This is a genomic window from Bacillus rugosus (genome assembly GCF_023238245.1).
Lineage (GTDB): Bacteria > Bacillota > Bacilli > Bacillales > Bacillaceae > Bacillus > Bacillus rugosus.
This window is the reverse complement of record NZ_CP096590.1, coordinates 3444484-3468315: the sequence shown is the minus strand read 5'-3', so window position 1 is coordinate 3468315 and position 23832 is coordinate 3444484. Positions and strand designations below refer to the sequence as shown.

General features: G+C 43.7%; 22 protein-coding genes. 19 read left to right on the top strand and 3 right to left on the bottom strand.

Annotated features, from left to right (window positions below; genetic code table 11):
* Window positions 1–93 precede the first annotated feature (93 nt).
* The 10 genes from bmrA (at window position 94) to M0696_RS17585 (ending at window position 11083) form a co-directional block, all read left to right on the top strand.
* Window positions 94–1863 carry a multidrug resistance ABC transporter ATP-binding protein/permease BmrA gene (gene bmrA, locus M0696_RS17630; RefSeq protein ID WP_222142095.1) on the top strand — a complete coding sequence of 590 codons (1770 nt, stop codon included), beginning with the start codon at window positions 94–96 and terminating at the stop codon, window positions 1861–1863.
* 125 nt (window positions 1864–1988) lie between these two features.
* Window positions 1989–3443, top strand: a complete 1455-nt coding sequence (locus M0696_RS17625) for a tetratricopeptide repeat protein (protein ID WP_248602217.1) — start codon at window positions 1989–1991, stop codon at window positions 3441–3443.
* Window positions 3444–3823: 380 nt separating this feature from the next.
* The gene (gene cwlO, locus M0696_RS17620; RefSeq protein ID WP_222142093.1) at window positions 3824–5233 is read left to right on the top strand and encodes a peptidoglycan DL-endopeptidase CwlO; all 1410 of its coding nucleotides are present in this window, start codon (window positions 3824–3826) and stop codon (window positions 5231–5233) included.
* 217 nt (window positions 5234–5450) lie between these two features.
* Window positions 5451–6401, top strand: a complete 951-nt coding sequence (gene trxB / locus M0696_RS17615; protein ID WP_166847920.1) for a thioredoxin-disulfide reductase — start codon at window positions 5451–5453, stop codon at window positions 6399–6401.
* A 329-nt stretch (window positions 6402–6730) separates the two neighbouring features.
* The gene (locus tag M0696_RS17610; protein WP_166847923.1) at window positions 6731–7198 is read left to right on the top strand and encodes an 8-oxo-dGTP diphosphatase; all 468 of its coding nucleotides are present in this window, start codon (window positions 6731–6733) and stop codon (window positions 7196–7198) included.
* Between the two features lie 24 nt (window positions 7199–7222).
* A complete protein-coding gene (rapZ, locus tag M0696_RS17605; RefSeq protein WP_003235371.1) occupies window positions 7223–8110 on the top strand; it encodes an RNase adapter RapZ in 888 nt (295 codons plus the stop codon).
* 1 nt (window position 8111) lies between these two features.
* Window positions 8112–9065 (top strand): gluconeogenesis morphogenetic factor, encoded by a 954-nt coding sequence (mgfK, locus tag M0696_RS17600; protein ID WP_166854584.1) that lies wholly within the window; start codon window positions 8112–8114, stop codon window positions 9063–9065.
* A 21-nt stretch (window positions 9066–9086) separates the two neighbouring features.
* Window positions 9087–10037: a DNA-binding protein WhiA gene (gene whiA / locus M0696_RS17595; RefSeq protein ID WP_166847925.1), complete on the top strand. Its 951-nt coding sequence runs from the start codon at window positions 9087–9089 to the stop codon at window positions 10035–10037.
* A gap of 23 nt (window positions 10038–10060) precedes the next feature.
* Window positions 10061–10318 carry an HPr family phosphocarrier protein gene (locus M0696_RS17590; RefSeq protein ID WP_166847928.1) on the top strand — a complete coding sequence of 86 codons (258 nt, stop codon included), beginning with the start codon at window positions 10061–10063 and terminating at the stop codon, window positions 10316–10318.
* The gene (locus M0696_RS17585) at window positions 10319–11083 is read left to right on the top strand and encodes an arylamine N-acetyltransferase family protein (protein ID WP_248602216.1); all 765 of its coding nucleotides are present in this window, start codon (window positions 10319–10321) and stop codon (window positions 11081–11083) included.
* Between the two features lie 35 nt (window positions 11084–11118).
* Here the strand turns inward: M0696_RS17585 and M0696_RS17580 are convergent, their stop codons facing one another.
* Window positions 11119–11328 carry a hypothetical protein gene (locus M0696_RS17580; protein WP_248602215.1) on the bottom strand — a complete coding sequence of 70 codons (210 nt, stop codon included), beginning with the start codon at window positions 11326–11328 and terminating at the stop codon, window positions 11119–11121.
* A 147-nt stretch (window positions 11329–11475) separates the two neighbouring features.
* Here M0696_RS17580 and psdR point away from each other — a divergent pair, with 147 nt between their 5' ends.
* From psdR to M0696_RS17560, 4 genes are all read left to right on the top strand, one after another.
* Entirely contained in the window at window positions 11476–12189 is a 714-nt protein-coding gene (gene psdR / locus M0696_RS17575; protein WP_222142091.1) for a two-component system response regulator PsdR, read from the top strand.
* On the top strand, window positions 12183–13253 hold the full coding sequence (locus M0696_RS17570) for a HAMP domain-containing histidine kinase (RefSeq protein WP_166847938.1): 1071 nt from the start codon (window positions 12183–12185) through the stop codon (window positions 13251–13253). The genes psdR and M0696_RS17570 overlap by 7 nt, the downstream gene beginning before the upstream one ends.
* 82 nt (window positions 13254–13335) lie before the next feature.
* Complete coding sequence (gene psdA, locus M0696_RS17565; protein WP_222142089.1) at window positions 13336–14115, top strand: lantibiotic ABC transporter ATP-binding protein PsdA; 780 nt, start codon at window positions 13336–13338, stop codon at window positions 14113–14115.
* Window positions 14090–16030, top strand: a complete 1941-nt coding sequence (locus M0696_RS17560; protein WP_222142088.1) for an ABC transporter permease — start codon at window positions 14090–14092, stop codon at window positions 16028–16030. Before psdA ends, M0696_RS17560 begins: the two co-directional genes overlap by 26 nt.
* 36 nt (window positions 16031–16066) lie before the next feature.
* Here M0696_RS17560 and M0696_RS17555 read toward each other — a convergent pair whose 3' ends face one another.
* Window positions 16067–17044 (bottom strand): 2-hydroxyacid dehydrogenase, encoded by a 978-nt coding sequence (locus tag M0696_RS17555; RefSeq protein WP_166847946.1) that lies wholly within the window; start codon window positions 17042–17044, stop codon window positions 16067–16069.
* A 392-nt stretch (window positions 17045–17436) separates the two neighbouring features.
* Between M0696_RS17555 and M0696_RS17550 the strand changes: the two genes are divergently transcribed.
* Entirely contained in the window at window positions 17437–18030 is a 594-nt protein-coding gene (locus M0696_RS17550) for a beta-class carbonic anhydrase (protein ID WP_166847949.1), read from the top strand.
* An 18-nt stretch (window positions 18031–18048) separates the two neighbouring features.
* Window positions 18049–19650, top strand: a complete 1602-nt coding sequence (locus M0696_RS17545) for a SulP family inorganic anion transporter (protein ID WP_222142087.1) — start codon at window positions 18049–18051, stop codon at window positions 19648–19650.
* A 26-nt stretch (window positions 19651–19676) separates the two neighbouring features.
* Here the strand turns inward: M0696_RS17545 and M0696_RS17540 are convergent, their stop codons facing one another.
* Complete coding sequence (locus M0696_RS17540) at window positions 19677–19997, bottom strand: MazG-like family protein (protein ID WP_222142454.1); 321 nt, start codon at window positions 19995–19997, stop codon at window positions 19677–19679.
* Between the two features lie 116 nt (window positions 19998–20113).
* On the opposite strand from M0696_RS17540, the gene M0696_RS17535 reads away from it, so the two are divergent.
* From M0696_RS17535 to M0696_RS17525, 3 genes are all read left to right on the top strand, one after another.
* Window positions 20114–20689 (top strand): LOG family protein, encoded by a 576-nt coding sequence (locus tag M0696_RS17535; RefSeq protein ID WP_222142086.1) that lies wholly within the window; start codon window positions 20114–20116, stop codon window positions 20687–20689.
* 235 nt (window positions 20690–20924) lie between these two features.
* On the top strand, window positions 20925–21875 hold the full coding sequence (locus tag M0696_RS17530) for a LacI family DNA-binding transcriptional regulator (protein WP_166847955.1): 951 nt from the start codon (window positions 20925–20927) through the stop codon (window positions 21873–21875).
* Between the two features lie 110 nt (window positions 21876–21985).
* Window positions 21986–23755 (top strand): glycoside hydrolase family 13 protein, encoded by a 1770-nt coding sequence (locus M0696_RS17525; RefSeq protein ID WP_248602214.1) that lies wholly within the window; start codon window positions 21986–21988, stop codon window positions 23753–23755.
* The last annotated feature ends 77 nt before the right edge of the window (window positions 23756–23832 follow it).

Below are 23832 nucleotides of genomic sequence, written 5' to 3'. Positions count from 1 at the left end.
GTCTCTCTCCATTGATATGATTGAGAAAGAGTAAAAATCATCCTTTTGTATGCCATTTCACCTTTCTGAACGCTGAAACAGGAGGAAACATATATGCCAACCAAGCAACAAAAATCTAAAAGTAAATTGAAACCCTTTTTTGCATTAGTAAAGAAGACCAATCCTTCTTATGGAAAGCTTGCATTTGCGCTGGTCCTCAGTATTGTGACCACGCTGGTCAGCCTGCTGATTCCATTATTAACGAAGCAGCTTGTCGATGGATTTTCCATGTCAAACCTGTCAGGCACGCAAATCGGGCTGATCGCTCTAGTTTTTTTCGTTCAGGCCGGTTTAAACGCTTATGCCACCTATGCGCTTAACTATAATGGACAAAAAATCATCTCCGGGCTGAGGGATTTATTATGGAAGAAATTAATTAAGCTCCCTGTCTCTTATTTCGATACAAACGCTTCCGGAGAAACAGTCAGCCGTGTAACGAATGATACGATGGTGGTCAAAGAACTGATTACAACGCATATCAGCGGATTTATTACCGGAATCATTTCTGTTATTGGATCACTGACAATCTTGTTTATTATGAATTGGAAGCTGACACTGCTTGTATTAGTTGTTGTTCCGCTGGCAGCTCTTATTTTAATTCCGATTGGCCGGAAGATGTTCTCCATTTCCCGGGAAACGCAAGATGAAACAGCCCGTTTTACAGGCCTGCTGAATCAAATTCTTCCGGAAATCAGACTCGTCAAGGCTTCAAATGCGGAGGATGTCGAATATGGGCGCGGGAAGATGGGGATTTCTTCATTATTTAAACTTGGAGTGCGCGAAGCAAAGGTTCAGTCGCTTGTCGGTCCGCTCATCTCACTCGTGTTAATGGCGGCGCTTGTGGCAGTTATCGGATACGGCGGCATGCAGGTGTCATCAGGTGAGCTTACCGCAGGAGCGCTCGTGGCTTTTATTTTATATTTGTTTCAAATTATTATGCCGATGGGCCAGATTACAACGTTCTTCACACAACTGCAAAAATCAATCGGCGCAACTGAACGAATGATTGAGATTTTGGCAGAGGAAGAGGAAGATACAGTCACAGGAAAACAAATTGAAACCGCGCATTTGCCTATTCAGCTTGATCGTGTGTCCTTTGGATATAAGCCTGATCAGCTGATCTTAAAAGAGATCAGCGCCGTCATTGAGGCAGGGAAAGTCACAGCGATTGTCGGTCCGAGCGGCGGTGGGAAAACGACGCTGTTTAAGCTGCTTGAACGTTTTTATTCGCCGACTGCAGGGACCATTCGGCTGGGGGACGAGCCGGTTGATACTTACTCGCTTGAATCGTGGCGGGAGCACATCGGGTATGTATCACAGGAAAGCCCGTTAATGTCAGGAACAATTAGAGAAAATATTTGCTACGGGTTAGAGCGTGATGTTACGGACGCTGAGATTGAAAAAGCCGCGGAGATGGCATATGCGCTCAATTTTATAAAGGAGCTGCCGAATCAGCTTGATACAGAGGTGGGCGAACGCGGCATTATGCTGTCAGGCGGACAAAGGCAGAGAATCGCGATTGCGCGAGCGCTCCTTCGTGACCCGAGAATTCTTATGCTCGATGAAGCCACTTCAAGCCTCGACAGCCAATCTGAAAAATCAGTTCAGCAGGCGCTTGAGGTGCTGATGGAGGGCCGCACAACGATCGTTATCGCACACCGCTTATCTACCGTTGTAGACGCGGACCAGCTTTTGTTTGTTGAAAAAGGAGAAATTACCGGGCGTGGAACACATCATGAATTAATGGCCTCCCATGATCTTTATAGAGATTTTGCTGAACAGCAGCTGAAAATGAACGCGGATTTAGAAAACAAAGCCGGGTAAATTTTGGTCGAATCAGCCAGTAAAAAAGCGGAGGGATTCTCCCAATCCTTCCTTTTGAACTATTGAGGGGCTTACGATTTATGGTATACTACTGACGGTAATATTGTATAAAACGGAGGGTAGTTGTGGGAAAACACACTTCTGAACATAAAAATCACGCACAAATTGTCCAGCTGCTTCAAGATGGACAATATTTTTTTCATAAAGGATTGAAAGCGTATAAAGAGCGCAATCTGAAACGGGCAAGCAAACTGATTCAGCGCGCGGTTCATTTGGAGCCGGAGGATTCAGAAATGCTATCGCAGCTTGCGGTCATTTATTCAGAAATGGGCCAGTATCAAGAGTCGAACGATCTTCTTGATTATATCATGGCAAATCTGGAGGCCGAAATGCCGGAGTGCCATTACTTTAAAGCGAATAACTTTGCCCATCTGGGACTCTTTCAAGAAGCTTATAAAGAAGCGGCCGCTTATTCAGATGCGGACCCGGACGGTGAATTTGCTGAAGAAAACGATAGTCTGCTTGAATTGCTAGATTTGGGAGACGGCGGGCCGGAGGATTCTTTGTATGATCAGGATGAATTGCTGATGAAACAGGATCGGGCAAAGTCGCTGCTGGAAAGCGGCCAGCTTGCTGAAGCGGTTGCAGCGCTTGAGGAGATCACAGCAGATTATCCGGAGCTTTGGTCAGCATACAACAACCTGGCGCTTGCCTATTTCTATTCAGGCAACATTGTAAAAGCGAAGCAAACCGCTTATCAAGTGCTCAGTCATAATGAAGGAAACCTTCACGCCTTATGCAATCTTCTCGTTTTCTACTATTATGAAAGAGAAGACGAAAAAGTGGCGGAATTGAGTGATCAGCTTTCTAATGTATATCCGATGCTTCTGGAACAGCGCTATAAACTGGGGGCCACCTTGGCGCTTGTCGGCCGTTACGATATCGGATATAAATGGCTTAAATCATTATATAAAACCGGCTTTGAAGGTGACGACACATTCTTTTACTGGCTCTCGTGCTCCGCTTATTTTACGGGACATACTGAATTTGCCGAGACGCTCTGGAGAAAAGTCGAGTCACAATATCCCGGAGAAGACCGCCCGGCTCCCTGGATTGAGCGGAGGGAAGCTCTTCCTTCATCTGTGGAACAGCGCCTTGCAGCCTATTATATCAGCAGCACAAAGGGAGAAACGGAGCATCTTGAAGCGGTGATACGCTCAAAGAGAATAACCGCTCCTTTCGAAAATCATTTTGTTAAGCTGCTTTTGAATGGAGATTCCGCGGCTGCTGACGTAACAGAGGATGCACTTTTTGCCTATCAAACCGTTAAATTATTGGAGCAAGCTGAAAAAGAAGAGATGAAAACAGAAGTCATGAGCTGCTGGGTGTTCCATGTCATCCAGCAAATCCGTGCAGCCGCTCCGTTGAAAAATGAGAGGGGTTGGGCAGCGGCGATCTGTTATATCTGGAAAGAAGCCCATGGCAAGCATGACACGAAAAAAGACACAGCAGCCCGCTTCGGCATCTCTCCGGCAACTTTGACGAAATATATGAAATATATTGATGATATTCTAGAATAGAATATTTTGAAGGGTCGATTTATAGAATCGACTCTTTTTTTGTTTGATAGATTATATTAAAAAAAATAATATCGACAGTTTTTTTACTCGTTTAAGAAAAATGACAATTGATGCGCGACTTGACATCTGTTTGAAACACAAATGTAATAAAATTTATCGCTAATTTGTCGAAACTTGATGGTATAATGATTCTCGTACATAAGGAATTAGTGTTTTTTACATATGATGTGAAATAAACGCTATACAACCAGAATAAGAGATGCACAGAATAATTAACCATAAACAACCATCATTCCTCGTAGAGTATGAGGAACGAAACTTGATGTTTAAAATACGATTCCAAATGAGGACAGGTTCACAGTAAAAGGGAGGATATAAAAGTGAGAAAGAGTTTATTGACACTTGGTTTGGCTTCCGTCATCGGGACAAGCAGTTTTTTGATCCCATTTACAAGTAAAACTGCATCGGCGGAAACATTAGATGAAAAGAAACAAAAAATCGAAAGCAAGCAATCTGAGGTTGCTTCCAGCATCGAAGCGAAGGAAAAAGAATTAACTGAGCTTCAGGAAAATCAATCAAAGATTGAAAAAGAACTGAAAGACATTAACGCTAAGGCTCTTGATACAAGCAACAAGATCGAAGATAAAAAAGAAGAAAACGATAAAACAAAAGAAGAAATCAAAAAACTGAAAAAAGAGATTAAAGAGACAGAAGCCCGCATCGAAAAACGCAATGAAATCCTGAAAAAACGCGTTCGTTCTTTACAGGAAAGCGGCGGATCTCAAGGATACATAGATGTTCTTTTAGGATCAACAAGCTTTGGTGACTTTATCTCTCGTGCGACTGCGGTTTCATCTATTGTGGATGCAGACAAAGATTTAATCAAGCAGCAAGAGCAGGACAAAGCGAAGCTTGAAGATTCTGAAGCGGATTTGAATAATAAGCTGAAAGAAGTTCAAGCTGCATTGGCTAAATTAGAAACAATGCAAAAAGACCTTGATAAACAGCTTGATGAAAAAGACAAGCTGTTCGACGAAGCAAAAGCAAGCCAGAAGAAAACGGCTGCTGCGATTTCTGAATTAAAATCAGAAGCGTCTGAACTTGCAAATCAAAAAGCAGATACTGAAGCAGAACAAGCACGCATCAAAAAAGAACAAGAAGCAGCGGCTGCTTTGATCAAAAAGCAGGAAGAAGCACAAAAAGCATCTGATGAAACACAAACAGATGACAGCCAAACAGCTACAACTGAAACAGCAAAAGCGAGCTCATCTGGTGATTCTTCAGACAACTCGTCTAAGGGTTCATCAAACCGTTCGTCAAACAGCTCATCTTCTAAGAAGAGCAGCAGCTCAAACAACAATTCAGGCGGCACTGTCATCAGCAACTCAGGCGGAATTGAAGGCGCGATCAGCGTTGGTTCAAGCATTGTAGGACAATCTCCGTACAAATTTGGAGGCGGACGCACTCAGTCTGATATCAACAACCGTATTTTTGACTGCTCATCATTCGTACGCTGGGCATACGCTTCTGCAGGTGTTAACCTTGGACCTGTAGGCGGAACAACAACTGATACGTTAGTTGCAAGAGGACAAGCTGTCAGCGCGTCCGAAATGAAACGTGGAGACCTTGTGTTCTTTGACACTTACAAAACAAACGGACACGTGGGAATCTACTTAGGAAACGGTACTTTCCTAAACGACAATACATCTCACGGAGTATCTGTTGACTCTATGAGCAACGTTTACTGGAAAAAAGCATTTAAAGGCGTTGTAAGACGTGTTGTTCAATAATAAATTAGACAAGGGCCTTCTATAAACAGAAGGCTCTTTCTTTTATTAACATATACCCTTTTAAAATGTATTTAATCATGATGAGAAAAAAATGAGCAAAAAAATAGCGTATCACCATGAGATTTTATAGGATATGGGTAAGGAATACGTTTGATGGGGATTCTTATCATATAAGAAAAAGCCCAAACTTGAAAAGATGGTTTAAGGAGTGAATAGTGTGTCAGAAGAAAAAATTTATGACGTGATTATAATCGGCGCGGGTCCTGCTGGGATGACGGCCGCTGTATACACATCAAGAGCAAATTTATCGACATTAATGATTGAAAGAGGAATTCCCGGCGGGCAAATGGCCAATACGGAAGATGTAGAAAACTATCCTGGATTCGAAAGCATCCTCGGACCTGAGCTTTCCAACAAAATGTTTGAACACGCGAAAAAATTCGGCGCTGAATACGCTTATGGAGATATTAAAGAAGTCATTGACGGCAAAGAGTACAAAGTGGTTAAAGCCGGTTCAAAAGAATATAAAGCACGCGCTGTGATCATTGCCGCAGGTGCGGAGTATAAAAAAATCGGCGTGCCTGGCGAAAAAGAATTGGGCGGCCGTGGTGTGTCTTATTGTGCTGTATGTGACGGCGCTTTCTTTAAAGGCAAAGAGCTTGTCGTTGTTGGCGGCGGAGATTCCGCTGTTGAAGAAGGTGTGTATCTGACACGTTTCGCTTCAAAAGTAACGATCGTTCACAGACGTGATAAACTCCGTGCTCAAAGCATTCTTCAAGCGAGAGCATTTGATAATGACAAAGTTGACTTCCTATGGAATAAAACCGTGAAGGAAATTCATGAGGAAAACGGCAAAGTCGGTAACGTAACGCTTGTCGATACAGTAACCGGTGAAGAAAGTGAATTCAAAACAGACGGCGTATTCATTTACATTGGTATGCTTCCACTGTCTAAACCGTTTGAAAATCTGGGCATTACGAATGAAGAAGGCTACATCGAAACAAACGACCGCATGGAAACAAAGGTTGAAGGAATTTTCGCGGCCGGAGACATTCGCGAAAAATCACTGCGCCAAATCGTAACGGCTACAGGAGACGGAAGTATTGCGGCGCAAAGCGTACAGCATTATGTCGAAGAGCTCCAAGAAACGCTGAAAACTTTAAAATAAAAAGGCTGTCATACGAGTTTCACATTACGTTACTGGGTTTTAATTCCGCTGTAACAGTTGTGTAATGCTTTTCGGTTATGATTAATAAAGTAATTGACCCCCTTTTTATAATGAATACACTTTTTTGGCACGGATTCTCCAGTTATCCGTGTCCTTTTTTTGTCCAAAAATAAAATATGGATGCCTGTCACAGCAAAATCATCTGAACCCAAGGATGAATATGCTGTAAAATAGAAGAAAAGATTGTCAATGCCTCTTCATTGTGGGAGGCATCTTGAAGCGTTATAATAAAGAGACGATGACAGGACGAGAAGGTTAGGTGAACGTACTTGCAAAGAGTGACAAATTGTGTGCTTCAGACGGATGACAAAGTCCTTCTGCTTCAAAAGCCGAGACGCGGCTGGTGGGTCGCGCCGGGAGGCAAGATGGAGAGCGGAGAATCAGTCAGAGACTCCGTCATCAGAGAGTACAGAGAAGAGACTGGTATCTATATCATAAATCCTCAGTTAAAAGGCGTTTTTACCTTTATTATTAAAGACGGTGACCACATTGTCTCTGAGTGGATGATGTTTACGTTTGTCGCTGATTCTTATACAGGACAAAATGTAGCTGAATCAGAGGAAGGCAAGCTGCAGTGGCACAATGTCAATGACATTCAAAACCTGCCTATGGCCCCGGGAGACGGCCATATCCTAGACTTTATGATGAAGGGACAAGGGCTGCTGCACGGCACATTTACGTATACACCAGATTTTGAGCTGCTCAGTTATCGTTTAGACCCGCAGCATATCAAATAGAAAGACAAGTCAGGGGGGAGAAAGATGAGTGTTAGTGAATCACATGATATTCAGCTTGTCATTATAACCGGAATGTCTGGAGCGGGCAAAACTGTCGCCATTCAAAGCTTTGAAGATCTCGGCTATTTCTGCGTCGATAATCTTCCGCCTTCATTGCTTCCGAAATTTTTAGAGTTGATGAAGGAATCTAATTCGAAAATGAGCAAGGTTGCGCTCGTGATGGATTTGCGCGGCCGTGAATTTTTTGACCGGCTGATCGAAGCTCTGGATGAAATGGCGGAAAATCCGTGGATTACACCGAGAATTTTATTCTTGGACGCAAAGGATTCCATACTCGTCACGAGATATAAAGAAACGAGACGTTCGCATCCGCTGGCAGCGACGGGTCTGCCGCTTGAAGGCATCGCGCTGGAACGTGAGCTGCTTGAGGAATTAAAAGGCCGCTCTCAAATCATTTACGATACGTCGGACATGAAGCCGCGTGATTTACGCGAAAAAATCGTAAAGCACTTTGCGTCAAACCAAGGAGAGACATTTACCGTGAATGTCATGTCATTTGGTTTTAAATATGGTATCCCGATTGACGCAGACCTCGTCTTTGATGTCAGATTTTTGCCGAATCCATACTATATCGAAAGCATGCGGCCGCTGACTGGCAAGGATGAAGAGGTTTCCTCTTACGTTATGAAGTGGAATGAAACGCAAAAGTTCAATGAAAAATTAATCGATCTGCTGAGCTTTATGCTTCCATCTTACAAAAGAGAAGGAAAAAGCCAGGTCGTCATTGCAATCGGCTGCACAGGGGGCCAGCACCGCTCTGTGACACTTGCCGAGAATTTAGCTGATTATTTCAAAAAGGATTACTATACTCATGTTACTCACCGGGACATTGAAAAGAGAAGCCGGAAATAAGATGGAACAAAAGCCGAAAATCGCAATCTTTGGCGGCGGTACGGGACTTTCTGTATTGCTTCGGGGCTTAAAGCATAAACCTGTTGACATTACGGCCATTGTAACAGTTGCCGATGATGGGGGAAGCTCTGGCCGTCTGCGGAATGAACTGAAAATTCCGCCTCCCGGAGACATCAGAAATGTGCTTGCCGCTTTATCCGATGTGGAGCCGCTTGTTGAAGACCTCTTTCAGCACCGCTTCAATAAAGGGAATGACTTAACAGGCCATTCTCTCGGGAATTTGATTTTGGCAGCGATGACAAATATAACCGGTGATTTTTTTCACGCTGTCACAGAAATGAGCAAGGTGCTGAATGTCAGAGGAAAGGTTTTGCCAGCTGCCAATGCCAGTGTCGTTCTGCATGCTGAGATGGAAGACGGCCGCGTGGTCTCAGGCGAGTCCACGATCCCGGCGTACGGACAGCGCATTAAGCGTGTTTTTCTCACGCCTGAACATATTGATCCGCTGCCGGAAACGATAGACGTGATCAGGGAAGCGGATTTGATTATTATCGGCCCGGGAAGCCTCTATACAAGCATTCTTCCCAATTTGCTCGTCCCCAAAATCGGGGAAGAAGTGGTGAAGGCGCCGGCGAAAAAAGTATACATTTGTAACGTGATGACTCAGCCTGGCGAAACACTCCATTACACCGCTGCTGATCACGTGAAAGCGCTCAATCAGCATATGGGCTGTGGTTTTATTGATACGATATTAGTGAACAGCGAAGACATTCCTGACGAAATAAAACGTAAGTACGAAATGGAATCGGCGCGTCCTGTTGATTTTGATATCGAAGAGCTGAAAGCGATGGGGCTTGAAGTCATCAGAGATCAAATCGTAACGTATAAAAATGACGTAATTCGTCACGATACACATAAAGTGGCCTCTCTTCTTGTCGATTTACTGAAAGAATGAAGCCAGAAATGAGGTGGCTATATGTCATTTGCATCAGAAACAAAAAAAGAATTAACGAATCTGGAAGTGAAGGACTGCTGCATTAATGCAGAGCTGTCTGCGCTAATCCGGATGAATGGAGCTTTATCATTTACAAACCGCCATCTCGTACTTGATGTTCAAACCGAAAATGCGGCGATTGCCCGCCGCATCTATACATTGCTGAAAAAACAATATGATGTGTCGGTCGAGCTGCTGGTCAGAAAGAAAATGCGGCTGAAAAAGAATAATGTCTATATTGTGCGTTTTTCAGAAAATGCAAAAGCGATCTTAGAGGATTTAAAAATACTCGGAGAGAACTTTGTGTTTGAACGAAGTATTTCGGAAGAGCTGGTCAAAAAGAGATGCTGCAAGCGTTCTTATATGAGAGGGGCATTTTTGGCAGGAGGTTCGGTCAATAACCCGGAAACCTCCTCATATCATTTAGAAATCTTCTCTCTCTATAAGGAGCATAACGATTCATTATGCGACCTGTTAAATGAGTTTCAGTTAAACAGTAAAACGCTCGAACGGAAAAAAGGCTATATCACCTATTTAAAAGAGGCGGAAAAGATTACTGAGTTTCTGAACGTGATCGGCGCCCATAATTCGCTTCTGCGATTTGAGGATGTCAGAATCGTCAGGGATATGAGAAATTCGGTCAACCGCCTCGTCAATTGTGAAACAGCCAACTTAAATAAAACGATCGGCGCTTCGCTCAGACAGGTGGAAAATATCAAATACATCGATGAAAGAATCGGCCTGGATGCGCTTCCTGAAAAACTTCGGGAAATCGCGCAGCTGCGGATAGATTATCAGGAAGTGACGCTGAAAGAGCTGGGGGAAATGGTAACAAGCGGGAAAATCAGCAAATCAGGGATCAATCACAGGCTGAGAAAACTTGACGAAATCGCAGAACAGCTGCGGACAGGGCAAACCGTCACTTTAAAATAACCGTAAAGAAAAGGGGAGATCTTATGGTTCAACAGAAAGTGGAAGTTCGATTAAAGACAGGACTGCAGGCGCGTCCTGCTGCTTTGTTTGTACAAGAGGCAAACCGGTTTACGTCAGATGTGTTTCTTGAGAAGGATGGGAAAAAAGTAAATGCAAAGAGCATCATGGGGCTGATGAGTCTTGCGGTAAGCACAGGCACTGAGGTTACCTTGATTGCCCAGGGAGAAGACGAACAAGAGGCGCTGGAAAAGCTGTCTGCTTATGTTCAAGAAGAAGTTTAGGTGATAAAAATGAGTGACTTTCTAAATGACTGCTTTCAGAAAATAGGCTGGGAGAAAGACCATGTCAGCTTCGATGATCTCCCCCTTTTTCTTAAAGCAATGGCGTACCGTTTTCCATTTGAAAACCGTGCCGTACTAGCAAAAGAGAATTATAAGGTAACAAAAGAAGAGCTATGGCGCCGTCTGGTCAAAGAACAGCACGGGGGCCTTTGCTACGATTTAAATGGTTTCCTTTATTTTGTCTTGCATGATGCCGGGTTTCGTGTGAGGCTCATTCGGGGAACAATCTATGCAGGACATCAAGAAGAGTGGGCGTTAGATAGAACGCATGCTGCTGTATTGCTGTCTGCGGAACAAGGAGATTACATCGTTGATATCGGTTTTGGCATCAACCTGGCACTCCAGCCGATACCGCTTTCCGGAGAAACGGTACAATCACCTGTCGGGTCATTCCGAATCAAAGAAGAAGAAACAGAAAAGGGTAGCCACGTTCTGTTGATGGACAAAGGGGAAGGCTGGCAAATCGGTTACGCCTTTACCCTTGAAGAAAGTGATCCCGATGATTTAGATGACATGAAGGACATCATTCACTCTCATGAGAAATCTCCTTTTAACAAATCACTGCTCGCCTCAAAGCTGACACCGAACGGAAGGATGGTCATGTCAGACCGCCATTTCACCATTCATGAAAACGGCGGTGAAGGCCAAAAAAGTGACATCGGCCCTTCAGAGTTTGAAGAGAAATTAAATACTCATTTTTTGTAACGTGAAAAGCTTGCAGCATGTCTGCAAGCTTTTTCTTATGAGCAAGTATAGATTGCTGCATCATATGCATCTTCTGGGATATGCAGTTTTCCCTTTTCATATTTATAAGGAATGTGATTCTCTTTAAAGCACTCTTTGTTGTATTCAGTTAGTGTATCCCCAATTGCTATGTATTTCCCAGTATAGTCAGGCTGACATGCTGAAAGAATTGACGTTATTGCCAGAAGCAGCATGATTTTTTTCATCTCGACACCTGCCTATTAAGCAATTTTTTCCTTTTTATTCTATCATAATGAATAGAAAAAGACCGATTATCTATTCCGCCACATGCTATAATGAATTTTGGAATCTTCTAGAAAAGTTATCGCGAAATACATGCAAGGGGGATAAACGTGTATCGGATTTTGCTTGTGGAAGATGATGAGCGGATTGCTTCATTGCTGGGCGGTCATCTTCAAAAATACGGATATGAAGTGAAAATTGCTGAACAGCTTCATGATATTAAACTGGAATTTGCAGAAATGAAGCCGGATCTGGTGCTGCTTGATATCAACCTGCCTTTTTTTGATGGGTTTTATTGGTGCAGGCAAATCCGTACCATTTCTAATGCGCCGATTATCTTTATATCAGCACGGACCGATGAGCTCAATCAGGTGATGGCGATTGAAAATGGCGGCGATGATTATATCACGAAGCCGTTCCATTTAGAGGTAGTGATGGCCAAAATCAAAAGCGTCCTGCGCCGTACATATGGTGAATACTCGCCTTCTTTGTCACAGGAATCAAGAATAGTGGAGCTTGGCGGGCTGACGATTTATCCTGATCAGAATGAGGCCGAGTGGAACAGCACCCGCATCTTGTTTTCACAAAAAGAATTTCAGCTTCTTTTGATTTTCGTAAGGGAGCATAAAAAAATCGTCTCTCGTGATGAATTATTGGAGGCGTTATGGGATGACGTCGATTTTGTCGATGATAATACGTTAACGGTCAATGTCAATCGGCTGCGGAGAAAACTGGAGAATGCTGGACTGAAAGGTTGCATTTCAACGATAAGAGGACAAGGCTATCAATTTCAAGTCAATCGGAAGGATGAACCGGAGTGTTAAAGACTTATCTCATCGACCGCTTTGCCATTATTCTATTTTCATTGTTAGGAATAGGGATCGCCATGCTGATTGCGTATTTAAGCATCATAGAGAGCGGCGCAGAACCTCCTGCAGAAAATATGGTGTACATATGGGTTTTGCCCGGTGCTCTATTAGCTGCCGGTTTTACTGTAGATTACGTTCGGCAATTTTCCTTTCTGACTTATGTCAAAAAACTTGCAGAACAAGCGCCTTCTTCTAATGACATCGGCCAGTCTTTGAAAGCCCGAAAGCCAAGAACACGAGAGCAGGCGCTTTGGACGAAAATGATCAACGCACTCGGGCAGCAATACGAAGGCAGGCTCTTACAATATATCAATCAGCAAAAGCAGCACTATACCTTCACCAATCAATGGGTCCACCATATGAAAACACCGGTATCTGTTATTTCTTTAATGATTCAAGAAGGAAAAAACGGAACCTCTTCGTCTTTTCAGACGTTTTTAGAGGAGCTGGAGGATGAAAATGAGAGGTTTCGCCACGGTCTGGATATGATGCTGCAAACGGCCCGGCTGGAGGAATTTGCGTTTGATGTAAGGCCGCAAACCTTTGATTTAACCGAGCTTGTCCGTTCACTTATTAATCAGGAAAAACGGCAGTTTATCAAACGGCGCCTTTTCCCAAGATTACATGTGCCGCCAAACGCCGTTCAGATTACAAGTGATCAAAAATGGCTTTCCTTTGTTGTCGAGCAAATCCTTTTCAATGCCTTAAAATACTCAAAGCAAGGTGCGGGAGACCATATTACAATCCGGATTGAAACAGAGGGACATGAAACGCGCCTGTCGGTTGCTGATGAAGGCATGGGCATACCGCCGCAGGATCTGCCGCGGATTTTTGACGCGTTTTTTACCGGGGAAAACGGACGCAGTATGACAGAGGCAACGGGAATGGGTCTTTATTTAGCAAAACAGGTATGCAGCCGTCTTGGCCATAAGCTGTATGCGGAATCAAAAGAAGGGGCTGGCACTGTGATGACCATCGTGTTTTCAAGTGACACCCTAGTGAATGTGACAGCATTGTAAGGTTGGGGAGCGGAATTGCAAGAAAGTTCGATGGGAGGCTGCTGACTTCCTTTTTATAATAAAGAAAAAGGAGGAGCAGAACATGAATGTGTTACAAACAACGAACCTGTCGAAAACGTACTATTCAAATAAAGGAACGATATCATACCAAGCGCTCAGCGACTTTGACCTCAGTGTGGTAAAAGGAGAATTTGTAGGGATTATGGGGCCGTCGGGAAGCGGAAAAACCACGCTCCTGAATTTGCTGGCTACCATTGATAAGCCGACCCAGGGCGAGATGATGATCAACGGCATTCAGCCCAAAACGTTAAAGGATCAAGAGCTGGCTCTGTTTCGCAGAAGAGAACTCGGCTTCGTCTTTCAGGATTTTAATCTGCTTGATACGTTGACGATTCGGGAAAATATTCTGCTGCCGCTCGCATTGGACAAGGTAAAGCTGAGAGAAATGGAAGCCCGCTTGGAGGAACTGGCGGATACGCTGCACATCAAGCATATTCTCGACCATCGGACATACGAGGTGTCGGGCGGACAGCAGCAGCGCGCTGCTTGTGCCAGAGCCATTATTCATAATCCGGCGCTCATTCTAGCCGATGAACCGACAGGAAACCTTGATTCAAAATCGGCAAAGCAAGTGATGAACACGCTGGCTCAGCTGAATGAAGAAAAGGAAGCGACGATTCTATTGGTCACGCATGATGCCACAGCGGCAAGCTTCTGTAAACGGATTGTTTTTATTAAAGACGGACGTTTCTTTTCAGAGATTCACAGAGGGACAAACCAGCAGGTGTTTTATCAAAGTATATTGGATACCTTGAGTGTGTTGGGAGGCGATTTTCATGAATTTGAGAACCATCGCCCGTAAAAACATTCTTGGGAATCTGCAAAGGTATGTCGCCTACTTTTTAAGCTGTGTGTTTGCCGTTTCGGTGTTTTTTGTCTTCACATCTTTTATTTTTCATCCTGATGTCAATGAAGACAATGTATATGGCGGAAGCCTTGTCAAAACGTGCTTGAGTGCAGCCCTTCTCGTCATCATTGTGTTTTGTATATTTTTTATCTCATATTCGAATTCGGCGTTTTTGCAGGCGAGAAAGAAAGAGTTTGGGCTGCTGACGCTGTTCGGAACATCAAAGAAGCAGCTCCGCAAGATGATTTATTATGAACAGTCACTCATTTCTCTGGCGGCGATTGCGGCCGGCATCGGTGCAGGGCTGTTATTTTCAAAGCTGTTTTTTATGGTCATGACATGGATGCTCAGTGTGAAGGTGCCGATCTCGTTTGAGATTGTTCCGAAAGCATTTGTGCTGACGGCGGTCGGTTTTCTTATATTGTTTCAAGTCCTGCTCATTTTATCGCTGGGACAGATTCGCAAGCTAGAAATTATAGATTTGATTAAATCTGCCCAAAAACCGAAAAGCTTGCCGGCCTATTCAAAATGGCTCACTGTGCTGTCTTTGCTGTGTCTGGCTGGCGGTTATTATCTGTCTGCCACAGCGAATGCGATTGATATGGTATTTCGTGTTTTTCCGATTTTGATTTTAGTGTTAATCGGGACGTATTTCTTTTTTACCCAAAGCAGTGTGGCGTTTTTCCGCATGCTGTACAGAAAGAAACACAGCTTTTATAAAGGAACGAATATCATTGTCCGTTCCAATATGATATTCAGGCTGAAGGATCATGCACGCATGCTGTTTTTAACCTCTGTCATTACAGCGGTCATTTTAACCGCTACAGGTGTTATCTATATGTTTTATGCTGATTTAGAAAGACAGGAAGAACAAAGCATTCCTCAATCTGTTGCCTGGGTGGAAAAAGACGCTTCCCGTTTTCAGGTGATGAAACCTGAGACGGCTGAGAATGCATTGAAAAAAGCTGATGCTGACATCAAGTATAAGGTAAATGCCACAGGAATTCCTGTCACTTTTCAATCAGACTTGCCGTATGGGAACGGAAAAGCGGAGGCGGAGGCCTTGCTGATTTCAGAGAAGACATATAATCAAATCGCAAAGGAAAAAGGGTATCCGGTTATTCATTTACAGGATCAAGAAGCGTTTATTAATGTTGCGTTTCAGATGATGATGAAAGATACATTTGGAGAAGGGGAAAAAGCAGCATTTCATTTGAAATCAGGAAAAACACTTTCCTATATCATGAAAAAGCAGCAAAACAAAGGGATATTGATGTCAGTCGAAGGAGTCAGCCGTTTATTGGTTGTCAGTGAAAAGAGCTTTGACAGCCTCACTCAGGATGTGCCGCTGAAGGATCAGATGAGAGTGATAGGTTATGAGCTTGAGCATTGGCAGGAGACGGTAGATGTCTCTGAAAAGCTTGGAAATATGGTGCCGAAAGAACATACATCTGATTTTCAAACGCGTGCTCCTAATTTTCAAATTGTGAAGCAGGGAGTCGCAATAATGCTGTTTATCGGTCTGTTTGTCAGCGTGCTGTTTTTTATCGTTCAAGGAAGCATGCTGTATTTGCGGATGTTTACTGAAATAGAAGATACGAGAGTGCAAGTCTTAGCTTTAAAGAGAATGGGAATTACGGACAAAGAGATCCACTCCATCCTCGGAAAGCAAATTGGATTTTTGTTCTTCATCCCATTTATCGCGGGCACAATTCACGCCGGTTTTGCGTATGCGGCGTTAAGCAACATGCTGAATTCCAACTTATTTCTTGAGGCCGTGATTGTCATCTTCATTTATTTTGTGTTTCAGGCGGTTTATTATATCGTCACCCGTCATATTTATAAGCGTGCTGTTCTTCAGCATATGTAATACGAAATCCGGTCTGGATCAGACCGGATTTTTGATTTACTGAAATTCTCTTGTCAAATTTTTCGGTGTATTTCCTTGGATGGCTGAGATCATGTTTTCGGCAGCCTGTTTACACATATTAAAGCGTACTTTCGCTGTTGCTGAGCCGATATGCGGCAGTAAAGTCACATTCTCTAGCTGCAAGAGCGGATTGTCTTTTGCGACAGGTTCTTCTTCGTACACGTCTAAGCCGGCACCACGAATCCATCCTTCTTGTAGGGCACGGATGAGGGCCTTTTCATCAACCGTCTTTCCCCGGGAAATATTGACGAAAATTGCTGAATCCTTCATCATTTTAAATTCGCGTTCGCCTATCATGTGATATGTTTCATCAGTCAGCGGCGTAATGAGCAGAATAAAATCAGATTGTTCGAGCAATGTATCAAGCTCAGCGTACTTGACGCCGATGCTGTCTTCAGTTTCTTGTTTGCGATGGCGATTATGATAAAGCACTTCCATATCAAAGCCGAATTTGGCGCGTCTCGCTGCTTGTTCGCCGATTCTGCCCATGCCGATAATGCCTAACGTCTGATGATGAACGTCAATGCCGAAAAGCGCTTCCTCTTCAACGGTTCCCCATTTTCCGGCTCTGACGAAACGGTCCAGTTCGGCAACACGTCTGGCGGAAGATAGAATCAGTGAAAAGGCCAGATCCGCGACCGTGTCATCCAGTGTATAAGGTGTATGAGTGCCGACGACACCTCTTTCTTTCATTGCTTCTATATCAAAGTTATCATAGCCTACGGATTGGTTGCTGACCACTTTGAGCTTAGGCGCATGTTCAAGCAATTCACGATTGATTGACGGTCCAGACGTTCCTGAAGTGAAAAGCCCTTCGGCATCTTTTAATTTTTCAAATAGCACGTCATTCGGAATCGTATCCTCCTGCCATATTTCATAACGGCAATGTTCACCGATGAATGCTTCAATCTCTTCAGGAATCGGTTTTGTGATCAATACAAATGGTTTCAACAAGGCTCCCCCTTTATTGCTGTTGTCTATTTTATTATATCGGAAATAAATAGATGTTAAAAATATAGCTGCGTTCTTTTAATTTCTGGTTCTTTTGAACTTAAAATGAACATTCAAACAGAATGAACAGCTAAATCTGCTTAAAAAAGTTTTTTAATTATCTGAATTCACCTATATTTTTTGTCAGACAAATCATCGATAGGTGAGTTAAAGCCAGATTATAGGATTCAATAAATGTAAATTTTATTATCTTTGAAAGATATAAATTTTTATGTTTTTATTCTACAGTCCAATTATAGTGTCTTTTTTTGAAAGCCTTTTTGTGGCGGATTCCTATGCTATAATTCCTTACTGTAAGCTGGGTAAGAAGGCTTGCAAAATCATATGGATGGGAGATGAATCAAATGGTTTCTTTAACATCAATTTTGGAACACAATCAGCGGTTTGTCAGAGAGAAGAAGTATGAACCGTACAAAACGACAAAATTTCCTTCAAAAAAGCTCGTCATTGTCACCTGTATGGATACAAGACTCACAGAACTTCTTCCGCAAGCAATGGGGCTTAAAAACGGTGATGCTAAAATTGTAAAAAACGCGGGAGCCATCGTTTCTCACCCATTTGGAAGCGTAATGCGAAGCATACTGGTCGCGATTTATGAATTGCAGGCTGAAGAGGTGTGTATTGTCGGCCACCATGAATGCGGGATGTCGGGATTGAATGCAACTTCGATTCTCGAGAAAGCAAAGGAACGCGGAGTGGAAGAGAGCTGCCTGAACTTGCTGACTAGCGCCGGACTTGATTTAAAATCGTGGCTGACCGGTTTTCACAGCGTAGAAGAAAGCGTTTCCCACAGTGTGAATCTGATTAAGAACCATCCGCTGCTGCCGAAAAAGGTGCCGGTTCACGGACTTGTCATTCACCCTGAAACAGGAAAACTTGATGTGGTCATTAACGGTTATGAAACTGAGCTCATAAACACTCATCTATAAGGGAGGTTATAACAAAATATGCGATTCTCAGGGAGATTCAAGGGATACAATTTGCAGAAATTTCAGAAAGACTTGATTGCAGGTATCGTAGTAGGTGTCGTGGCAATTCCTTTAGGGATGGCGTTTGCCATTGCCTCGGGAGTCGAGCCTGAATACGGGCTGTATACTGTTGTTGTGGCGGGGATTTGTATTTCTTTGTTTGGGGGATCCAAATACCAAATCGGCGGTCCGACAGGCGCCTTTGTCCCGATTCTATTTGGCATTGTGATACAGTACGGCTTGGAGAACCTGCTGATAGCAGGGTTTATGGCAGGGGTGATGCTGGTGCTGTTCGGGCTGTTTAAGCTCGGAAAAATAATGAAATTCGTGCCGAAACCGGTTATTGTCGGTTTTACAGCCGGAATTGCCGTGCTGATCTTTACCGAGCAAATCGCTAACTTTCTCGGTTTGAGAAATGTTGAAAAACATGAGAACTTTCATCACAACATGTTTGAAATTGCACAGAAGCTCGGCACCTTTAACGTGTATGCCATTTTGACAGCAGTGATTGGGCTCGTCATTTTGCTTGTATCCGCCAAAGTGATGCCTAAAGTACCGGGTGCTTTATTGGCGCTTCTGATTTCCACACTGGTTGCGGTTGTGTTTTTCCCTGACCGCATGGCAACGATCGGGTCAACTTATGGAGAAATTCCCCGCCATTTGCCGGAATTTCAGTTTCCTGAGCTAACATTGGATAAAATGGTCATGCTGTTTCCGGCAGCGCTTGTCATCGCGCTTCTTGGCGGCCTTGAGTCCATTTTGTCCGCAATGGTCGCTGATAACATGAAGGGCTCAAAGCATGACAGCAATAAGGAACTTGTCGGTCAGGGGATTGCGAATATGGCTGCGCCGCTGTTTGGCGGAATCCCGGCCACGGGGGCGATCGCGAGGACGGCGACCAATATTAAAAACGGAGCGGTTTCTCCTGTTTCCGGTGTCGTTCACGGTGTAGTCGTTCTTCTTGTCTTGCTCGTATTCGCGCCTTATGCATCCCATGTGCCGCTTGCCAGTATGGCACCGATTCTCATGGTTGTCGCATGGAATATGAGTGAGCGCAAGGAAGTCGCAAACATGCTGAGACTGAAAAACGCTGATTCCTTTATTTTGGCGGCGACCTTTGCCCTTACGGTTCTGTTTGACTTAATCGTCGGTGTGGCAACTGGATTGCTGCTCGCATTTGTGTTCTTTATCAGAAGAATGAGCGAAGCGACCCGCATTCACAATCAGGAAACGCATCCTGTTCTGGCGAAGACGGCAAAGAGAGAAGACCTATCTGTCAGCATGTATGCCATAGAAGGGCCGCTGTTTTTCGGGTCAATTGATTCGCTTGAATCTTCATTGCTGGAGCATGTACAGAAAAAGCCAAAGACCCTTATTCTGCTCATGAATAAGGTGCACTACATGGATACGTCGGCTGAAGCAGTGCTTGGAAACGTTATGAACCGAATTAAACGCCACAATGGAAAGCTGATGATTGTAGGACTGCAATCGCAGCCGAAGGAACTGTTGCATAAAACAGGACTATTTCACAAAATAGGAAAGCAGCATTTCTTTGATCACCATGATGAAATCACAGGTTAAAAAAAGCGGCCATTACGGCCGCTTTTTTATGCATGCTCAAAACGTTTGATCAGTTTTTCTTGGTGGGCTTTCATCACGTCCTCTAAGGAGACACCGTACATATCAGCAAGAATAGCGATATTTCCGATGACATCTCCCATTTCTTCAATCAATTCTTGCTTTTGCTCAGCTCGAGTCGATTCTTTCTCATCTGGCCGGTCTCTGCCGATTTCATATGCTCTGACAGCCCGGGCCAGTTCTCCGGCTTCCTCCATTAAAAAGCCGACTCGAATAAACGGTCCGTATTCTGTCCAGCCTCTTTTTTCGTAAAAATCCTTCATCCATTTTTCTGCATCAGCCAGCTGCAACATCATCACTCCTGCATTCTTTAAGTATTTCATATTGATATTATCACATGAAGATGGGACAATATATAGTGTGTTTTTGCATGTTTAACACGACATATAGATGCGGAGATGAAAAGATGAAAACAATTTGTGTATTTGCGGGGTCAAACCCAGGGGGAAATGAAGCGTATAAAAGAAAAGCGGCAGAGCTTGGCGCATACATGGCTGAGCAGGGAATCGGGCTTGTCTATGGGGGCTCCCGCGTAGGTTTAATGGGCGCGGTTGCTGACGCGATTATGGAAAACGGCGGAACTGCAATCGGGGTCATGCCGAGCGGTTTGTTCAGCGGGGAGGTTGTACATCAGAACCTGACTGAACTGATTGAAGTAAACGGGATGCATGAACGAAAAGCCAAAATGAGCGAGCTGGCGGACGGCTTTATCGCCATGCCGGGCGGCTTCGGTACATATGAAGAATTATTTGAGGTGCTTTGCTGGGGACAGATCGGCATCCATCAAAAGCCGATCGGACTGTACAATGTGAACGGATATTTTGAACCGATGATGAAAATGATCAAATATAGCATTCAGGAAGGTTTTTCTAACGAATCGCACCTAAAGCTGATCCACAGCTCTTCACGGCCGGGTGAGTTAATTGAGCAAATGCAGAATTACTCGTATCCAATTTTAGAGAAAAAGTGGACCGAAATCTAAAAAGAGCCTTCTTCAGGGAAGGGAGTTAGTGAGTAACCCACCTATCGTATTTGGTCAGCCGTGGTTCACTAGTATTCCAGATGAAGAATCAACTGAAAATCGAGTTTTTTCAACAAAAAGAGGTTTCCTGAAGGAAATCTCTTTTTTATTTTCTCTTTGCACATCGTATATTCAATTGTAAAAAAGGACTTTTTCACTAGTTTGGATAATAAGCACAGGTAAGGAGGGGATGAAAATGGCAACATTGTCAGATGTGGCGAAAAAGGCAAATGTTTCGAAAATGACGGTATCACGAGTGATCAATCATCCTGAGACAGTGACAGATGAATTGAAAAGGCTTGTTCATTCTGCAATGAAAGAACTGAATTACATCCCTAATTATGCGGCAAGAGCGCTTGTGCAAAACAGAACACAGGTTGTCAAACTATTGATTCTTGAGGAAATGGATACAACTGAACCATATTACATGAACCTGCTGACCGGAATCAGCCGGGAACTGGATCGCAATCATTATGCTCTGCAACTTGTGACAAGAAACTCTCTCAATATTGGCCAATGCGACGGCATTATTGCCACCGGTTTGAGAAAGAGCGATTTTGAAGGCGTGATCAAAGCCTTTGAAAAGCCGCTGGTCGTATTTGGGCAAAATGAAATGGGCTATGACTTTATCGATGTAAATAACGAGAAAGGCACTTTTATGGCAACCCGCCATGTTATGGGACTAGGGAAGCGGGAAGTTGTCTTTTTTGGCATTGATTTAGATGAGCCTTTCGAACGTTCAAGAGAGCAGGGCTATATTCGGGCGATGAATGAAAGCTTTAGAAAAACGAATCTATTTCGGATCGACAACAGCTCTAAGAAAAGTGAACGCCTTGCAAGAGAAGTACTGGCATCCATGGATAACCAGGCCGCATTTGTCTGCGCATCCGATCGAATCGCACTTGGCGTCATCCGTGCTGCACAATCGCTTGGCAAACGAATTCCGGAAGACGTTGCGGTTACCGGGAATGACGGTGTTTTTCTTGATCGCATCTCCTCTCCCCGGTTGACTACGGTCAGACAGCCTGTTGTTGAAATGGGGGAAGCCTGTGCGAGAATGTTATTGAAAAAAATGAATGAAGGCGGTGCCGCCCAAGGAAATCTATTTTTTGAGCCGGAGTTAATTGTACGGGAATCAACTCTGTAAGAGCTTTATTCTGTTATCGGTAACAAGGTAAAAACGATTGTTCCTGCTATTTCATCATGATACTTTCACATAGAGCCGGACTAAATAAATCGGAAATCAAAGGGGGAGACATGATGGAATATTCAGCGATTCATCATCAACCGTTCAGTTCTGATGCTTATTCTTATGACGGAAGGACAGTGCATATCAAGATTCGGACAAAAAAAGGCGATGCTGATCACATTCGATTCATTTGGGGGGATCCATATGAATACAACGTCGGCAGGTGGTCGGCAAATGAGCAGCCGATGAGGAAAATTGCCGCAACAGACTTGCATGATTATTGGTTTGCTGAAGTGGTGCCGCCATATAGGCGCTTGCAATATGCGTTTGTTATAACAGAGCATCAAGAAGACATCTTTTTCGGAAGTTCAGGTGTATGCCCTTATAACGAAAAAACGCTGGAGACGACCCATTATTATTTTAAACTTCCATTCGTTCATGAGGCTGATACATTCCAAGCGCCTGAGTGGGCCAAAGCAACGGTTTGGTATCAAATTTTTCCGGAGCGTTTTGCAAATGGAAGAGAAGACTTGTCACCGGAGAATGCATTGCCGTGGGGGAGCAAGGATCCGGATGTAAATGATTTTTTTGGAGGCGATTTGCAAGGGATTATTGACAAGCTTGATTATTTAGAGGACTTAGGGGTGAACGGAGTTTATTTGACTCCGATCTTTTCCGCGCCTTCTAATCATAAATATGACACGCTGGATTACTATTCCATTGATCCGCATTTTGGAGATCCGGCGCTGTTTCGCACATTGGTCAGCCAGCTTCATCAGCGGGGGATGAGAATTATGCTTGATGCTGTTTTTAATCATATAGGCAGCGCTTCGCCGCAGTGGCAGGATGTCGTAAAAAATGGAGCTCAATCCCGCTATAAAGATTGGTTCCATATTCACTCTTTCCCTGTCAAAGAAGACAATTATGATAGGTTTGCGTTTACACCTCATATGCCGAAGCTAAATACGGCTAATCCAGAAGTACAGAGATATTTGCTTGATATTGCTTTGTACTGGATTCGTGAATTTGACATTGACGGCTGGCGTTTGGATGTGGCAAATGAAGTGGATCACGTTTTTTGGAAGACACTCAGGCAAGCCGTATCAGCAGAAAAGCCTGACGTTTATATTGTAGGGGAGATCTGGCATTCAGCCGAACCTTGGCTTAGAGGAGATGAATTTCATGCGGTGATGAACTATCCTTTTACAGAGCCTATGATTGAATATTTTGCTGACGGGACGATTCTAGCCTCGCGTATGGCCCACCGTGTAAATGCGCATTTAATGAATGGGATGAAGCAGGTCAATGAAGTAATGTTTAATTTACTGGATAGCCATGATACGAAACGCCTTTTGACCAGATGCCGAAATGACGAGAAAAAAGCACGCGCTTTGCTGGCCTTTATGTTTGCCCAGACGGGTTCACCATGCATCTATTACGGAACGGAAATCGGTCTGGACGGAGAACATGATCCATTATGCCGGAAATGCATGGTTTGGGAAAAAGAGAAGCAAAATCAAGGCATGCTGCGGTTTATGAAACGGTTAATTGCTTTACGCACACAGGAAAATGCTTTATTGACTGAGGGAAATCTTGAGTGGAATCTGCTGGATGACCAAAATCATTTTATTAGCTTTTCACGGACTCTTGATGAAAAAACACTAATGTATTTTTTTAATCAGGGGGACGCGACTCGACATGTCAGTTTGCGAGATTTGAAAATTGAAAGGAATAAGAAAATCTACGATGTATGGACAGATCAGCCGCTTCATCATCACGATGTCATTGCCGTTCAGCCGGGAGAATTTTTTATTTTGGGTACTGCCGTCCCTGTATAAAATCCTGTTATCGGTAACAAATCAAAAGTTGTTGTAACCGCTTTCTAGAGAACAATACAATTGTTATAGATTCATAA

Coding starts and splice junctions, on each gene's coding strand:
- bmrA (WP_222142095.1), top strand. CDS start 94: ATGCCAACCAAGCAACAAAAATCTAAAAGTAAATTGAAACCCTTTTTT.
- rapZ (WP_003235371.1), top strand. CDS start 7,223: ATGAGTGTTAGTGAATCACATGATATTCAGCTTGTCATTATAACCGGA.
- mgfK (WP_166854584.1), top strand. CDS start 8,112: ATGGAACAAAAGCCGAAAATCGCAATCTTTGGCGGCGGTACGGGACTT.
- whiA (WP_166847925.1), top strand. CDS start 9,087: ATGTCATTTGCATCAGAAACAAAAAAAGAATTAACGAATCTGGAAGTG.
- M0696_RS17590 (WP_166847928.1), top strand. CDS start 10,061: ATGGTTCAACAGAAAGTGGAAGTTCGATTAAAGACAGGACTGCAGGCG.
- M0696_RS17580 (WP_248602215.1), bottom strand. CDS start 11,328: ATGAAAAAAATCATGCTGCTTCTGGCAATAACGTCAATTCTTTCAGCA.
- psdA (WP_222142089.1), top strand. CDS start 13,336: ATGAATGTGTTACAAACAACGAACCTGTCGAAAACGTACTATTCAAAT.
- M0696_RS17560 (WP_222142088.1), top strand. CDS start 14,090: ATGAATTTGAGAACCATCGCCCGTAAAAACATTCTTGGGAATCTGCAA.
- M0696_RS17550 (WP_166847949.1), top strand. CDS start 17,437: ATGAATCAAATGGTTTCTTTAACATCAATTTTGGAACACAATCAGCGG.
- M0696_RS17545 (WP_222142087.1), top strand. CDS start 18,049: ATGCGATTCTCAGGGAGATTCAAGGGATACAATTTGCAGAAATTTCAG.
- M0696_RS17535 (WP_222142086.1), top strand. CDS start 20,114: ATGAAAACAATTTGTGTATTTGCGGGGTCAAACCCAGGGGGAAATGAA.
- M0696_RS17530 (WP_166847955.1), top strand. CDS start 20,925: ATGGCAACATTGTCAGATGTGGCGAAAAAGGCAAATGTTTCGAAAATG.
- M0696_RS17525 (WP_248602214.1), top strand. CDS start 21,986: ATGATGGAATATTCAGCGATTCATCATCAACCGTTCAGTTCTGATGCT.